The 13,524-nt window shown below is 64.8% G+C and carries 18 protein-coding genes and 1 pseudogene; 18 read left to right on the forward strand and 1 reads right to left on the reverse strand.

From position 1 onward, the window contains the following. The first annotated feature begins 172 nt into the window (after window positions 1-172). From G9X64_RS05530 to G9X64_RS05540, 3 genes are all read left to right on the forward strand, one after another. On the forward strand, window positions 173-2,296 hold the full coding sequence (locus tag G9X64_RS05530) for a ParB/RepB/Spo0J family partition protein (RefSeq protein ID WP_171376104.1): 2,124 nt from the start codon (window positions 173-175) through the stop codon (window positions 2,294-2,296). A gap of 72 nt (window positions 2,297-2,368) precedes the next feature. Continuing rightward, window positions 2,369-3,406, forward strand: a complete 1,038-nt coding sequence (locus G9X64_RS05535) for a DUF7146 domain-containing protein (protein WP_171376105.1) — start codon at window positions 2,369-2,371, stop codon at window positions 3,404-3,406. Window positions 3,407-3,719: 313 nt separating this feature from the next. Then, complete coding sequence (locus G9X64_RS05540; RefSeq protein ID WP_171376209.1) at window positions 3,720-4,643, forward strand: DUF2493 domain-containing protein; 924 nt, start codon at window positions 3,720-3,722, stop codon at window positions 4,641-4,643. A gap of 111 nt (window positions 4,644-4,754) precedes the next feature. Here G9X64_RS05540 and G9X64_RS05545 read toward each other — a convergent pair whose 3' ends face one another. After that, window positions 4,755-5,090: a hypothetical protein gene (locus G9X64_RS05545; protein ID WP_171376106.1), complete on the reverse strand. Its 336-nt coding sequence runs from the start codon at window positions 5,088-5,090 to the stop codon at window positions 4,755-4,757. Window positions 5,091-5,212: 122 nt separating this feature from the next. On the opposite strand from G9X64_RS05545, the gene G9X64_RS05550 reads away from it, so the two are divergent. From G9X64_RS05550 to G9X64_RS05615, 15 genes and pseudogenes are all read left to right on the forward strand, one after another. After that, window positions 5,213-5,635 (forward strand): helix-turn-helix domain-containing protein, encoded by a 423-nt coding sequence (locus tag G9X64_RS05550; RefSeq protein WP_171376107.1) that lies wholly within the window; start codon window positions 5,213-5,215, stop codon window positions 5,633-5,635. Next, window positions 5,632-6,498 (forward strand): alpha/beta fold hydrolase, encoded by an 867-nt coding sequence (locus tag G9X64_RS05555; protein ID WP_171376108.1) that lies wholly within the window; start codon window positions 5,632-5,634, stop codon window positions 6,496-6,498. Before G9X64_RS05550 ends, G9X64_RS05555 begins: the two co-directional genes overlap by 4 nt. Before the next feature lie 220 nt (window positions 6,499-6,718). After that, on the forward strand, window positions 6,719-6,886 hold the full coding sequence (locus G9X64_RS05560) for a hypothetical protein (RefSeq protein WP_171376109.1): 168 nt from the start codon (window positions 6,719-6,721) through the stop codon (window positions 6,884-6,886). A gap of 194 nt (window positions 6,887-7,080) precedes the next feature. Then, window positions 7,081-7,470 (forward strand): annotated as a pseudogene (locus tag G9X64_RS05565) (hypothetical protein). Window positions 7,471-8,033: 563 nt separating this feature from the next. Beyond that, window positions 8,034-8,357 (forward strand): DUF736 domain-containing protein, encoded by a 324-nt coding sequence (locus tag G9X64_RS05570; RefSeq protein ID WP_171376110.1) that lies wholly within the window; start codon window positions 8,034-8,036, stop codon window positions 8,355-8,357. Between the two features lie 184 nt (window positions 8,358-8,541). Next, entirely contained in the window at window positions 8,542-8,784 is a 243-nt protein-coding gene (locus tag G9X64_RS05575) for a helix-turn-helix domain-containing protein (RefSeq protein WP_171376111.1), read from the forward strand. Window positions 8,785-8,904: 120 nt separating this feature from the next. Then, window positions 8,905-9,168 (forward strand): DUF2285 domain-containing protein, encoded by a 264-nt coding sequence (locus G9X64_RS05580; protein WP_171376112.1) that lies wholly within the window; start codon window positions 8,905-8,907, stop codon window positions 9,166-9,168. Between the two features lie 116 nt (window positions 9,169-9,284). Further along, a complete protein-coding gene (locus G9X64_RS36395; RefSeq protein ID WP_246270903.1) occupies window positions 9,285-9,599 on the forward strand; it encodes a transcriptional regulator domain-containing protein in 315 nt (104 codons plus the stop codon). Window positions 9,600-9,603: 4 nt separating this feature from the next. Beyond that, window positions 9,604-10,047 carry a DUF2285 domain-containing protein gene (locus tag G9X64_RS05585; RefSeq protein ID WP_246270913.1) on the forward strand — a complete coding sequence of 148 codons (444 nt, stop codon included), beginning with the start codon at window positions 9,604-9,606 and terminating at the stop codon, window positions 10,045-10,047. Between the two features lie 126 nt (window positions 10,048-10,173). Beyond that, the gene (locus tag G9X64_RS05590) at window positions 10,174-10,461 is read left to right on the forward strand and encodes a helix-turn-helix transcriptional regulator (RefSeq protein WP_171376114.1); all 288 of its coding nucleotides are present in this window, start codon (window positions 10,174-10,176) and stop codon (window positions 10,459-10,461) included. 11 nt (window positions 10,462-10,472) lie between these two features. Further along, window positions 10,473-11,360, forward strand: coding sequence for a replication initiator protein A (locus G9X64_RS05595; protein ID WP_171376115.1), 888 nt, complete (start codon window positions 10,473-10,475; stop codon window positions 11,358-11,360). A 208-nt stretch (window positions 11,361-11,568) separates the two neighbouring features. Further along, window positions 11,569-12,207 carry a ParA family partition ATPase gene (gene parA, locus G9X64_RS05600; protein ID WP_171376116.1) on the forward strand — a complete coding sequence of 213 codons (639 nt, stop codon included), beginning with the start codon at window positions 11,569-11,571 and terminating at the stop codon, window positions 12,205-12,207. After that, on the forward strand, window positions 12,204-12,458 hold the full coding sequence (locus G9X64_RS05605; RefSeq protein ID WP_171376117.1) for a hypothetical protein: 255 nt from the start codon (window positions 12,204-12,206) through the stop codon (window positions 12,456-12,458). The genes parA and G9X64_RS05605 overlap by 4 nt, the downstream gene beginning before the upstream one ends. Beyond that, window positions 12,455-12,973, forward strand: coding sequence for a DUF2840 domain-containing protein (locus tag G9X64_RS05610; protein WP_171376118.1), 519 nt, complete (start codon window positions 12,455-12,457; stop codon window positions 12,971-12,973). Before G9X64_RS05605 ends, G9X64_RS05610 begins: the two co-directional genes overlap by 4 nt. Then, window positions 12,970-13,515, forward strand: coding sequence for a S26 family signal peptidase (locus tag G9X64_RS05615; RefSeq protein ID WP_171376119.1), 546 nt, complete (start codon window positions 12,970-12,972; stop codon window positions 13,513-13,515). Before G9X64_RS05610 ends, G9X64_RS05615 begins: the two co-directional genes overlap by 4 nt. The last annotated feature ends 9 nt before the right edge of the window (window positions 13,516-13,524 follow it).

Genomic DNA, 13,524 nt, shown 5'->3' on the forward strand with positions numbered 1-13,524 from the left:
TTTCCGCAAAGCCGGAGATGCGGTTTTCCGTGTCTCCGGCTTTGCGCTTCCGCGTGTCCCCAATTCCGCTCCGTGGCGCTGCCCCCTTTAGAGGAAGAGGGCGGCGCTTCGCTTCGTGACGGGTTTAGGGCTGAGAGAGAGTCTCTCGGCGCCCGTCGCGGAGTACATTCCCATGGCTACTGCTGCGAAGAAAATCACCCTGTCGTCGTCGCGCGACATCCCCTTCAACCAGCTCGTCATCTCCCAGGCGAACGTCCGGCGGATCAAGGCCGGTGTGTCGATCGAGGAGCTGGCGGAGGACATCGCCCGGCGAACTCTCCTCCAGAGCATCACCGTGCGGCCCGTGCGCGATGCGGACGGCAACGAGACCGGCATGTTCGAGATCCCGGCCGGCGGGCGCCGCTATCGCGCGCTTGAACTGTTGGTGAAGCAGAAGCGCCTTGCCAAGAACGCGCCAGTCCCCTGCGTCGTCCGCGAGGGCGGCATGGCCGAGGAGGATTCGCTGGCCGAAAACATCCAGCGGGCGCCGCTGCATCCGCTGGACCAGTTCCGCGCCTTCCTGACCTTCCGCGAGAAGGGCATGTCCGAAGAGGAGATCGCCGCCAACCAGTTCGTCTCGGTCTCGGTCGTGAAGCAGCGCCTGCGTCTGGCGTCGATCTCGCCCAGGCTCCTCGACGTCTATGCCGCCGACGGCATGACCCTCGATCAGTTGATGGCGTTCACCGTCAACGGCGATCATGAGCGGCAGGAACAGGTCTTCGAGCGCCTTGCGCAGGCCTACAGCAAGGAACCGCATCTCATCCGCCGGATGCTCACCGAGGGCGCGGTCCGCGCGGCCGACAAGCGTGCACAGTTTGTCGGGCTGGAAGCCTACGCCGAAGCTGGCGGCGTAATCATGCACGACCTGTTCCAGGGCGACGACGGCGGTTGGCTGCAGGATGTCGGCCTTCTCGACATGCTGGTGGCCGAGAAACTGCGCGACCAGTCCGAGGCGATCTCCGCCGAGGGCTGGAAGTGGATCGATGTCGCGCCGGACTTCCCCTACGGCCACACCTACGGCCTGCGTCACCTCCGTGGCGAGCAGCCCACTCTCACCGAAGAAGAACAAGCCACCCGCGACGCCCTGCAAGCCGAGTTGGATGGACTGGAGGAAACCTATGCCGATGCCGAGGATCTGCCCGACGAGGTGGACGAGCGGCTCGGGGAGATCGAGACCGCGATTAGCGCGCTCGACGATCGGCCGATGGTCTTCGATTCCGAGGAAATCGCGCGGGCCGGCGCTTTCGTCAGCATCGATGGATCGGGCAACCTACGGGTCGAGCGCGGCTATGTCCGCCCCGAGGACGAACAACCGATCGAACGAAAAGTCGGTCCCGAGATCGCCGACGGCGTGAGCACCATGTCTGCACGCGCAGAGAATGACGACGATCACATGATCGCGGACAGCGAAACCACGGCAGAGCCCGAGGAAGACGATGGCCTGAAGCCGATCCCTGACCGCTTGATGACCGAGCTGACCGCCCAACGCACGCTGGCTCTGCGCCATGCGCTCGGCGAGCGGCCCGATGTCGCCTTCCTCGCCGCGCTCCATGCGCTCACCCTTCGGGCCTTCTATCACTATGGCTCGGATACCTGCCTGGAGTTCGACCTGAAAAGCGTCAGTTTCGGCGCACAGGCGCCAGGTCTCAATGACAGCAGCCTGGCCTCGGCAGTCGACGGCCGCCATCAGGCGTGGGTGGCGGCGCTTCCCAAGGAGCCCGGGGAGCTGTGGGAGGCGCTGCAGGCGTTCGACGGCGACAGCCGCCACTCCCTGTTTGCGCATTGCGTGTCGCTGTCGGTCAACGCGATCTACGAGGCCTACAATCGTCGGCCTCGTGCGCTCGCGCATGCTGATCTGCTCGCCCAGGCCGTCGATCTCGACATGGTGGCGGCCGGATGGGAGCCGACGATCGACACCTATCTCGGTCGCGTCACCAAGGCGCGCATTCTCGCGTCGGTGCGCGAGGCGAAGGGCACCCGTGCTGGCGATCGCATCGAGCACCTCAAGAAGGGCGACATGGCCGAAAAGGCGCAGGAACTGCTCGCCGGGTCCGGTTGGTTGCCGGAGCCGCTGCGCACGCCCGGCCACCTTGTCACCGCTGTCGACGACGCGTCGTCCGTCGATACCGGCCAGTCCGCCGATGGTGACGTCGAAGACACGGCGGAAGACGGCGGCGAAACGGCCATGGCAGAAATCGATTGGCGGATCGAAGATGAGCTGGCCGAGATCGACATGCATGTGATCGCGGCTGAATAGCCGAAGGAGCAACACGTCCATCCAAGGGCGCCCGTCGGCAACGGCGGGCCCATTTTCGTCTCGGAGACCGCGATGCAACCCGCCACAGATCTCGCGCGACGGCTGGCGGCTCAGGCCGAGGCCGTGTGCCGACACTATCTCTCCAACGGCCACCGCGAAGGCCGCTACTGGCTTGTTGGCGATGCGCGCAACACGCCTGGCCGATCGATGTTCGTGCGGCTGAAGGGCGGCGACAGCGGCAAAGGCGCCGCCGGCAAATGGACCGACGCCGCCACCGGCGAGCATGGCGATCTCCTCGACGTCATCCGGAAAAGCTGTGGCTTGGTCGACTTCAAGGACGTGGCCGACGAGGCGCGCATCTTCCTCAGCATGCCACCACCCGAGCCGGAGCCACGACTTCCGGAGCACCGACGCCCTGCACCGAGCGGTTCACTCGAAGCAGCGCGACGTCTCATCGGAATGTCGCAGCCGATTACGGGCACAGTCGTGCAAGCGTATTTACGGAAACGCGGCATTACGGATTTACGCGGAACCGGAAACCTTCGCTTCCATCCACACTGTTATTATCGGCCCGACGAGCATTCGCCGACCGAGACATGGCCGGCGATGATCGCCGCCGTCACGGATCTTGACGGCAAGATCACGGGCGTGCACCGAACTTGGCTCGATCCCCGATCGCGGGACAAGGCACCGATTGACACGCCGAGGCGAGCGATGGGCGACTTGCTCGGCAACGCGGTGCGCTTCGGCATTGGCGGTGAGGTCATGGCGGCCGGCGAAGGCATCGAGACTGTCCTGTCACTCAGACAGGTCCTTCCCGACATGCCGATGCTGGCGGCGCTCTCGGCAGCACATCTCGCCGCCATCCTGTTCCCCGATACGCTGCGACGGCTCTACATCGTGCGCGACAATGATCCGGCCGGCGACGGTGCGCGTGACAGCCTGATCGAACGGGCCAACGTCGTCGGGATCGAGGCGATCGTCATTTCGCCGGCGCTCGGCGACTTCAACGAGGATCTCCGCACCCTGGGCATCGAGCATCTCCGTCAGCAGTCGCGGATGCAGATTGCACCCCAGGACGTCGCAAGGTTCATGGCGCTGTCGGCATAGCCCGGCACGCGAGAACGACAAGGGCGGTGCGTCGTCATGCTCGCGCGGATGCACCAACCCTCGGAGGGGGACCGCGCCTCGGCCTTCGAGAGGGCGATCGGCCAGCAAACGGGCCCGCCCGGCAATGGCTGCGGCCGACGATTTTCCGGCGGCGCGTGCCGCGCCTTTCCATCGCGAGGCAAAATCGCCGGCCTTCGCCATCCTCCGCTGACGCTCCGGCCCTGCGCTGCGCTCCGGGTGCAGGGCTGGCCCGCCCGCCGGCTTCGTCGCCATGAAGGCCGCGACGGTCGCGGTCCAACCGACGGAGCATCCCATGAGCCAGCACGACGACTTCGAACCGCATCACGCCTCATCACCGACCGACCATGTCCTCACCGAGCTTCAGCTCCACGGCTACCGTCCTTTCGAGGATGAACCCGACCAACGACTTCTCCCCGACGGCAGTGCAGTTGCGGGCGCCATCGCCGACATCTTCGACGCTCTGATCGGGACGCTGGAGGACACTCGCCTCGAACCCGACCTCGACGATCTCCTCTGGTCGACGGTCAACGTCTTCCACCGCGCCACCGACCGGATCGCGCGCGAACTGGACGACAACGAGCAGGCGCAACGCCGCGGGCAGCGTGAACAGGACGGCAGCGAGGTGAAAGCGGTCGAACTCGAGCGCCACATCGCCGAGGGCCAGACCCTGATCGAACGTCAGAACGCCTTCGAACTGATGCGCGACCAAGCAGCCGAACATTACGAACGCCACGTCGGCAAGACCTGGCTTCCGCGCAGCGGATCAAGGGTCAATCACCGCAATCTAACCTCGGCGATGATCGACAGCCGCGACTTCCTGGCAGCGAAGCGGCGCGCTGAGCAGACGATCCTTCTTCCCCCTGGTCCGAAGATCCTCGTCACCGGCGGGCTCGACTTCGACGATCACCGCCTGATCTGGGCCAAGCTCGACCAGGTGCACGAAAAGCACCCGGACATGGTGCTGATGCACGGCAAGTCGCCGAAAGGCGCCGAGAAGATCGCCTCGCTTTGGGCCACGAACCGCAACGTGCCGCAGATCGGCTTTGCTCCCGACTGGACCAAGCACGGGCGCGCAGCGCCCTTCAAGCGCAACGACGAGATGCTTGAAATCCTGCCCAAGGGCGTGATGCACTTCCCCGGCACCGGCATCAACGACAACCTCGCCGACAAGGCCAAGAAGCTCGGCATCCCGGTCTGGAAGTTCGGCGGCGCGTGAGCGCCGCCTTGCGAACAACGTCGACCGCACAACGGGTCATCGGAGTCTACTCTGGCGTTCGCGGAGAGCGTTGACGCTGTGGAGCTGACAGAGGCAGGTGGGTTTTTGCATCTAGTCTTCGACATAGCGCTTTGCCAACAGGGCTACGGCGCGCAGCGCGTCCGCGCGCTCGGCTTCTCCCAGGCGACCGAATTCTGCGGACGCCTGCTCGCGCGCTTCGATCTCTCTCAATAAAAGGTCGCGGACCTGCTCTTTGGCCAGGACCAGCCTTTCGATTTCCGCTGACCCGCTGCGGAAATCATGGCGCACAAGCGCCGTCCGCTCCGTGCGGCCAGGCGCGGCCTCCGCATTGTCAATCGCGGCGATCAGCTCTCGAAGGAGCGCGACTTCGCGCTTCTTTCCGAGCTTCATCGCCCTGCCCAAGTCGGCGCGCAGGCGCGATTTCATTTGGCTTCCACCATCTTCGGACATTTGCCTGCTCTCAATTTCTGCGCAGCCACGAAGCTACATATTGATCCTGGATGCTCCCTATTATACCATATTAACGGCGCTTTCAGGGGCAATGTGGTATGTCTGATATTCTTGTCACCGTCGAACAAGCAGCGGAGCAACTGAAGCTGCACCCCAAGACCGTGCTCCGCTACATCCATGACGGACGCTTGCCCGCGACGCGGATTGGAAAGGCGTACCGTATCGAGCGGGCCAAACTTGTGGAGTTTTCCGGTGTGGTGAGCGGCTACACGAGTGCATCGAATGACGTGCGCACAACCTGCATCGTCGACATCCCCCGCATCACGCCAGAGAGTGCCGAGCGGATGGCAATGTTCCTTAACGCCGCCGCTATGACGGGCGACGCCAAGACGCCGCCATTGCACATCAACACTGCATTCGACCCGCTGGCCACGAGCATGAAGGTCGTTGTGATCGGCAGTCCATCCGATGCGGCCAGGTTGTTGGAGATGTTGCAACTGCAGCTTGGATCGAGCCGATGAACGATGTAGTCTTTCGAAGCGGCGCGGCCGCCGAGCAAGTCATGGCGCAGTACAGGCAGGTCCTCGACCAATGGCCGGTGCCGAAATCCGAAATATACGTCCCGACACGCGAAGGCCCGACATTCGTCGTGGCATGCGGACAGGAGGACGCTGCGCCGGTGGTGCTGCTCCACGGTTCGCAGGCCAATTCCGCGGCCTGGATGCCAGATGTGACGCTGTGGTCAACCAAGTTCCGGCTCTTTGCGGTCGATATGATCGGAGAAGCTGGGCTGAGCCCGCGGGTGAGACCAGACCTTGCGGGGGATACTCACGCTCTGTGGCTCGATGACGTCCTAAGAGGCTTGAATATACAAACCGCCGGCGTTGTCGGTACGTCGCTGGGCGGTTGGCTCGCGCTCGACTACGCGAGCAGTAGACCCTCGGCGGTGCAGGCGCTTGGATTGATCTGCCCAGCCGGCATCGGGCGGCAGAAGAATTTCCTGCTCAAGGCAGTGCCGTTCCTGCTTCTCGGCTCTTGGGGGAAGCGCAGAATCCGGGAGATGGTTTTTGGTCCCGCGCCAGAGGAGTTACCGACCGACGTGCGGCCCATGGCTGACCTCATGGAGACCGTCGGCCGAGCGATCAAGCCGCGCGTGGTGAAGATCCCGCAACTGACAGACGAACAGCTTCGTCGGCTTAACATGCCGATCCTCACGATCATCGGTGGGCGGGATGTTCTGCTGGACTCTCAGGATACCCGGGTCAGGCTGGGCCGAGACGCGCCGCACGCTGAGATTTGCTTTATCGACGACGGCTATCACTTCCTGCCGAATCAATCGCACCGCGTCATGGAGTTCCTGGAACAGCATGTTCAGCCCGCCTAATGTCGTGGACCGCGCTGGCTCCCATCGCTGAGCACCTCCCCGCTTATCTGCGCTGATCCTTGGTCCGACTGATCGCCTGACGCCATCAACCCGTAAAGGGTCGGCTATGCGAGCATGCCGCCGCTTCGGCTTCGCCTGCGCCGTGATTGCAGCGCTCAGTCCGACACATCGGGCGCCTGTCAGCGGGGGATGGTCCTCCGCTCAAACAGGAGCCGGATCGATGTCCCTCAACGACGCGCACGCCTTCGCCTTCAGCCTCGCCACCACACTGATGGCCGCCATCATCATCTTCCAAGCCGGCGACGGCACCCTCTCGGTGACACTCGCCAGCGAGTACGACGGCGACACGGCCGCGATCGTCCATGAGATCGATCCCTTCGCCCCCTGACCGGGGCGAACCGGCGCCGCCGCGCGGAAGTCGCACGCGATTTCCGCTCCCGGCGCGGTCGATTTTCAACTATAGTTCGAGCGCGCCGTGGTGGTGGTGGAAGACGCGACCGTCAGACTTTTCTCACTGAGGCCACCACCATGATCTTCCTCGCAATACTTGCATCCCTCGCAGCGATCGGCCTGCTTTGCTGACTGCTGTTCACGCTGGCCGTCTTCGCGCTGCCGGCGCTCGTCGGCGTGACCGCAGGGGCCTGAGCGCACGGCACCGGCGGCGGCATCCCCGGCGCAATCCTGGTCGGGGCCGTCGCCGCCGCCTTCACGCTGGCCACCGGTCAACTGCTAATCACCTTCGTCCGCCCGATGTGGGTGAAGTTACTTGTGGCCATTGCCTTCGTTGCGCCGGCGGCGATTGCTGGATTCCACGCCACGCATGGCATTGTGAAGCACCTCATGCCGTCCGACGGATGGCAAATCACCTTTTCCGTCATTGGTGCGATCGCGGTCGGCATCACCGCCTTCGTGCGGGTCGCGGGAATGGCGGCAGCCCTGAGCCCGTCCGACCGGGATCTTGCGCGGGCCTGATCTTCATCATCGCCGTCAGGAGGGTCAGCGCAGCGGTGAGCGGTCGTCCCCTCGTCCCATGTCGGAGCGATGGACCGTTGTGGCATGCATCGACGCTCGGCCTGACAAAGCGGTCGTCATTGGAGCCTGCTTGAGCGGTATCATGTCTCGGCGGCGCGCCGAACATTCGGAGCGGCGATCTCTCCTATTGGCGGCGAAAGGGCCAGGATGCAGCAGCGTTGGCCTGCCGGGAGGGGACGAAGCCGGTGAGCGTTGCAGCGACGCCGATTTGCTGGCGCGGGACGGCCGCCATTTTCTCCGTTCTCTGACCGTGCCTCGACCGCTCCAAACGGCCTCTTCAATGGCCTGATCTGGCCGAAGGCCGGCTGCGCCTCGATCGCCTAGACGCAACAGCCGCGTCAAACTTTCTTCCCCTGCCGGCTTTGCCGCCATTCCTCGCGAGACAAGAAAGCCCTCCTTAGCTGTCAGGCCCCTTCGGGGTGTGCCGTCGATCGCCTCCGGCCTGCCGATCGCCATCGAGGCCGCAATGGTGCGGGCTCGGGAACGGAAAACGGAGACTTACAATGGCGACCATCGGAACCTTCAAGAAGACCGGCTCGAACGAGTTCACCGGCGAAATCACAACCCTCAGCGTCCAGGCCAAGAACGTGCGCATCGTCCCCGACCAGCGCGCCACCGGCGAGAACGCCCCCAGCCACCGGGTCCTGGTCGGCCGCGCCGAGATCGGCGCCGCCTGGTCCAAGCGCTCCAATGAGGGCCGCGACTATCTGGGCCTCAAGCTGGACGATCCGAGCTTCAACGCCCCGATCTACGCCAACCTCTTCGACGACGAGGACGAGAGCTTCTCGCTCATCTGGTCCCGCCCCAACGGGCGGCGCGGCGACTGAGGCCCGCGCAAGGCCCCGGCCAAACAGGCCGGGGCCTTCGGCTTGGCGGCGACCGAATCAGTTGTCGCCTTTCACGGTCGCAGAAAGCCTTAACAGCCACTTCCGACTAGAAAACCAAGCCAAGAACGACTATTATAGCCGTAGTTTTGGCGTACGCGTAGGTCCGTGTGGGAGGTGATCATGCATGATCACCGCCCGACAGTTTCGGGCCGCACGCGCGTTGCTGGGTTGGACACAGGAGACGCTCGCTGACAAGGCCCGGGTCTCATTGACCGCACTCAAGCGCCTCGAATCCCTCAGTGGGCTCGAGGTCTTCGAGAGCACGCGCGATGAGGTGAGACGGGCTTTCGAACGCGCCGGCATCGTCTTCCTGAACTCCGATCAGGGCAAGGGAGTGCTGCTCGTTGATACGAACAAGGAAACCTGACGTTCGACAGGTCGCGGCGTTGCCACGTCTTCCCGCGTCAGGGCCTTGCGTCATCATTCCGATGAAATCATCGTTAACAATCTCCTCCAGTTTGGATACATCTCATCATCGGGGGATGTTGTGACCAAAGACGACTTTCTTGATCAGCCGCCCACCGGGGCGGCTTTGACCGCCTATGACGAGGCGCATCTGAAGCTCTACGCCCGGCTGCTCGATGCCGACGCGGCGAGCGCCGACTGGCGCGAAGTCGTCGAAGTTCTCTTCGGCCTCGACGCCAAGGCCGAACCGGAGCGCGCCCTGCACGTCTACACCAGCCATCTCGACCGCGCCAAATGGATGACGACAAGCGGCTTCTGCCAGCTTCTCCAAGGCCGCCTGCACTGAGGTGATGCGCAAATCGCATCACGTTGCGGCCACTTCGTTCTTCCCGCGCTTCATTCAACCGGGAATCGTATCCACTGCATAACTCGCGTTGTGGACCTTGCGCGGAGACGGTGGAGATGTCCGAAGATGAAAGTTGGCGGTCTGAAGCCGCCTATGACTATATCGACAAGTTGACGCCCGGCGATCTCGCCTGGGAGTTCCTGCGTCGTAATCCCGATTACAGAAAATCCTATCAGGAATTGGTGTCCACCGGCCGGCTAACCGAGGACATTGCGCGCAAGTTTGCCGAACAATGGGGGTTGCGATTTCGTCGCCGACCCTCGCAACTCCGCGCTCGTCCAGCCGATCTTCTGGACCCCGCAAACCGATCCGGCGACACTCCCGTTTACCGCCGGACCGAACCCGGCGGGAGATCTCCGCCTCAGTGTTGAGGATCTGCGCACCCACGCCATCATTGAACATGATGCTCGCCTGATCCGGCTGGTGCTGCGGGGCGAACCCCACGACGTGGCCCTGGTCGACGTCGATGACGCCTGCCCCCTCGGCGCATTCGTCATGTTCGATGAATTGACGCCCGACCGGCTGACAGCTGTCGAACGCCTCTGGCATGCAATGTTCGGCAAGCGTGTGCCGACCGATCCACGCCTCACACCGCAGCGCCGTCATCGGGCACGTCTGATGCTCCGCGTCCTCGACGCGCGTTTCGCGAGCGCGAGCTATCGAAGGATCGCCGAGCAGATCTTTCCCAACCTCAAACCTGATGCCGCGACGTGGGATGAAAACCCGGTCCGGATAACGATCGCCCGGCTTGCGCGGGACGGCCTGTCCTACGTGCGCGGCGGCTACCGCACGCTGCTCCGCCGCCCGCGCCGCCGCTGATCTGCAGTAGGTATCAAAAATAGTCCCCTAACTTCGTTCCTGCCCGAGGCGCCGTCACCACGCCACCGTGCTCGCAACCCGCCGCTTGTTCGTAGCGGCCACCCGCGAGACCACGGAGGTTCGATCATGGCCGAAAAAGCCGCCAATATACCGCCGCGCTATCTGAGGACGCAGGAAGCGGCCCGCTTCCTTGGCCTTTCCGAGCGTACCCTAGAGAAGCACCGGACCTACGGAACCGGGCCTACCTACCGCAAACTCGGTGGTCGCGTCGTCTATTCCGTCGAGGACCTGCAGAGCTGGGCGGACCGGGGTCTCGTCACCTCGACCTCCGATCCCCGTGGCGGCACGGTGCTCCCAGCCAAGCGCCAGGCCGCCGCATCCTCCGCCACCGCCGGCGGCCGCTTCGCGCGCTGAGGCGGCCGGCCATGCTGTCCCGCCACACCCATCACGATGACCGCGCGCAGCTCGATCTGTTTCGGGCGTTGCCCGGCGATCTCGCGCCCCGCGACGCGCAGGACCTCATGGCCTATCCGTTCTTCTCGCTCGCCAAGTCGAAGCGCCTCGCGCCGATCGACTTTAAAGCGGGCTCGGTGAAGATCCGCGTCGAAGCCGTGCCCGAGCACGGCATGGCGACGATCTGGGACGCGGACGTCCTGATCTGGGCGGCTTCGCAGATCGTCGAAGCCCGCGACGTCGGCCTACGCCCGTCGCGCCTGATGGCGACTACCCCCTATGAAATCTTGAACTTCATCGGCCGCGGCGCATCGCTGCGCGATTACGACCGCCTGAAGGCGGCACTCGACCGATTGCAATCGACCACGGTCGCGACCTCGATCCGCCAGCCGACCGAACGGCGGATGCACCGCTTCTCTTGGATCAACGAATGGAAGGAGCGCGCCGACCATCGAGGACGTCCGCTCGGTCTCGAGCTGATCCTCCCCGACTGGTTCTATGGCGCCGTCCTGGACGACGCGCTCGTGCTGACAATTGACCGAAACTATTTCGGTCTCACGGGCGGCCTGGAGCGCTGGCTCTACCGCCTGGTGCGCAAGCACGGCGGCAAACAAGAGTTCGGCTGGAGCTTCGACTTCCCGCACCTCCACGCGAAATCCGGCAGTCTCTCACCGCTCAAGCACTTCGCCTACGACCTGCGCGACATCGTCCGCCGCCAGCCGCTGCCGGGCTACCGGCTCACCATCGAGCAATGCCTCGGCGGTCCGGAAATCCTGTCCTTCGTACCCACCGATCCCGACGCGCTCGGCATCCCGCGCCGCCGTCGCCGCTCGTCAACTCGCCCTGGGGATAAGCTGTGAATAGTCTCGTGCTATCAGGGACCGGCACTGTCGTGCCATCGGGGACCGGACTCTCGTGCTATCGGGGACCGGAATCGCCTATTCATCATGCTGAATCAGCCGCTTGCAGGCCCCGTAACTTATCTAACCTAGATTCCTTCGGAATCTTTCTAACGGAACCCGCTTTCTCGCGCCGTGTGGACGAGTCCCCTTTTCCCGGGAGACCGTCATGATCGTCGCTCTCCTCAACCAGAAGGGCGGCGTCGGCAAGACGACGCTGGCGCTGCATCTCGCTGGCGAATGGGCTCGACATGGGCAGCGCGTCACGTTGATCGACGCCGACCCACAGGGCTCGGCGCTGGACTGGTCGCAGCAACGCAGCCGGGAGGGATTGCAGCGGCTCTTCGGCGTCGTCGGCCTGGCGCGCGACACCCTGCATCGCGAAGCGCCCGAGCTGGCCCGTGACGCCGACCATGTCGTCATCGATGGGCCGCCACGCGTCGCCAGCCTCATGCGCTCGGCGCTGCTCGCCGCCGATCTCGTGCTGATCCCAGTGCAGCCGTCGCCGTTCGACGGCTGGGCGTCGGCCGAGATGCTGGCGCTGCTCGGCGAGGCGCGCATCTACCGTCCCGACCTTGCCGCGCGCTTCGTGCTGAACCGCTGCGCGGCGCGCACGGTGCTCGCCCGCGAAACCGCCGAGACGCTCGCCGACCACGACCCGTCTTTGCTCGCCACCACCATCGGTCAGCGCATCGTCTTCGCCGATGTCGTGCAGACCGGCCGGATCGCTGCTGAGCAGGACGAGGATAGTCCAGGTGCGCGCGAGATCGCCGCGTTCGCGGCCGAGGTGGCGAGGCTCGGCGCATGAGCGAACGATCCCCCAACCGCGGCTTCGCATCCCGACCAGGCGATCCGGAGAGTTGGATCAAGGCCCCCGATCGCCAGGCCCGGCAACCTCAAAGCGCCGACGACTTCTCGGCCAGGCTGACCATCGACGTCACCGCCGACATGCGCGGCCGGATCAAGATCGCGGCCTTCCAGCGCGGCCAGACGGTCGCCGACATGCTCCGCGCGCTGTTCGAGCGCGAATTTCCACCAGCCCAAGGAGACGCTCAATGACCGGCCTTGCCGCCGCATCCGCGCGCCCCGGCCGCGCCCTTCATGCGCCGCCGGAAGATCTCACCCAGGTCGAACTGGTCTGGATCGAGAAGCAGATCGAACACTGGATCCGCTTCGGCCGCGAGGTCCGCGAACAGGTCCTCGACCGACGCCGCCGCATCCTCTTTTTCCCTCCCGGCGTGACCTTCGCGCTGGTGCGCTGGGCCGCGAACGAGCACGGCACCGTGCTCTCCCGGCTCGACATTCTGCGCGCGGTCGCTTCCGGCGAACCCTGCCAGACGCTCCCGGCCGTAACGCCTGGCGGCGACATCCTGCTACGGGTCGATGGCTGGCCGAAAGTGGAGCGCATCCTCCAACTCATCGACGCGGTCGAGGCCATCGGCATCGATCCAGTTGATGTCTCGCCCGATCACTGGCGGCACGTCCATAACCGCCTGACGGCCGGCGAGACGCCGCGCAGCTACACGATGCAGCGCCATCGCGCCTTCCTTCTCCGCCGGGAGATTGGCGCATGAGCCGGCTCGGCTACGCCATCACCACGACGGCCGCCGTGTCGTTGCTGGGCATTCTGTCGCTCGTTTCCTTCGCGCCGAAGCTGATCTGGAACGCGTCGGCCAGCACGCCCATTGGCCTCTACTCCATCGAGCCGGACCGGTCGCAGGACGTCACCGATCTGGTCGCCGTGAATGCGCCCGAGCCGCTCGCGAGCTTCCTTGCTGAGGGCGGTTATCTGCCGCGCGGCGTGCCGCTGATGAAGCGCGTCGTGGCGCTTCCTGGCCAGCGGGTTTGCAGGACGGGCCTCGCGATCACCGTCGACGCCGTGCCACTCGGCGAGGCGCTGGATCGCGACCGCCACGGCAATCCGCTGCCCGTCTGGCAGGGCTGCCGCGTCGTCGCCGAGGGCGAGCTGTTCCTGATGAACTGGGAAGTCCGCGACAGCCTCGACGGCCGCTACTTCGGACCGCTGCCGGCCTCCGCCGTGATCGGCCGGGCCATCCCTCTCTACACCGACGAGGACGGCGATGGCCGCTTCGTCTGGCGCGCGCCGACGCGGTGACGGCGAGCC

The sequence above is a fragment of the Rhizobium sophorae genome, from assembly GCF_013087515.1.
GTDB lineage: Bacteria > Pseudomonadota > Alphaproteobacteria > Rhizobiales > Rhizobiaceae > Rhizobium > Rhizobium sophorae.

What these genes read in the sequence shown, in the direction of transcription:
- G9X64_RS05545 (WP_171376106.1), bottom strand. Translation starts at nt 5,090, where the DNA reads ATGAAATCGCGCCTGCGCGCCGACTTGGGCAGGGCGATGAAGCTCGGA.
- G9X64_RS05615 (WP_171376119.1), top strand. Translation starts at nt 12,970, where the DNA reads ATGAGCCGGCTCGGCTACGCCATCACCACGACGGCCGCCGTGTCGTTG.
- G9X64_RS05570 (WP_171376110.1), top strand. Translation starts at nt 8,034, where the DNA reads ATGGCGACCATCGGAACCTTCAAGAAGACCGGCTCGAACGAGTTCACC.
- G9X64_RS05595 (WP_171376115.1), top strand. Translation starts at nt 10,473, where the DNA reads ATGCTGTCCCGCCACACCCATCACGATGACCGCGCGCAGCTCGATCTG.
- G9X64_RS05575 (WP_171376111.1), top strand. Translation starts at nt 8,542, where the DNA reads ATGATCACCGCCCGACAGTTTCGGGCCGCACGCGCGTTGCTGGGTTGG.
- G9X64_RS05605 (WP_171376117.1), top strand. Translation starts at nt 12,204, where the DNA reads ATGAGCGAACGATCCCCCAACCGCGGCTTCGCATCCCGACCAGGCGAT.
- G9X64_RS05550 (WP_171376107.1), top strand. Translation starts at nt 5,213, where the DNA reads ATGTCTGATATTCTTGTCACCGTCGAACAAGCAGCGGAGCAACTGAAG.
- G9X64_RS05560 (WP_171376109.1), top strand. Translation starts at nt 6,719, where the DNA reads ATGTCCCTCAACGACGCGCACGCCTTCGCCTTCAGCCTCGCCACCACA.
- G9X64_RS05540 (WP_171376209.1), top strand. Translation starts at nt 3,720, where the DNA reads ATGAGCCAGCACGACGACTTCGAACCGCATCACGCCTCATCACCGACC.
- G9X64_RS05590 (WP_171376114.1), top strand. Translation starts at nt 10,174, where the DNA reads ATGGCCGAAAAAGCCGCCAATATACCGCCGCGCTATCTGAGGACGCAG.
- G9X64_RS05555 (WP_171376108.1), top strand. Translation starts at nt 5,632, where the DNA reads ATGAACGATGTAGTCTTTCGAAGCGGCGCGGCCGCCGAGCAAGTCATG.
- G9X64_RS36395 (WP_246270903.1), top strand. Translation starts at nt 9,285, where the DNA reads ATGTCCGAAGATGAAAGTTGGCGGTCTGAAGCCGCCTATGACTATATC.
- G9X64_RS05610 (WP_171376118.1), top strand. Translation starts at nt 12,455, where the DNA reads ATGACCGGCCTTGCCGCCGCATCCGCGCGCCCCGGCCGCGCCCTTCAT.
- parA (WP_171376116.1), top strand. Translation starts at nt 11,569, where the DNA reads ATGATCGTCGCTCTCCTCAACCAGAAGGGCGGCGTCGGCAAGACGACG.
- G9X64_RS05530 (WP_171376104.1), top strand. Translation starts at nt 173, where the DNA reads ATGGCTACTGCTGCGAAGAAAATCACCCTGTCGTCGTCGCGCGACATC.
- G9X64_RS05535 (WP_171376105.1), top strand. Translation starts at nt 2,369, where the DNA reads ATGCAACCCGCCACAGATCTCGCGCGACGGCTGGCGGCTCAGGCCGAG.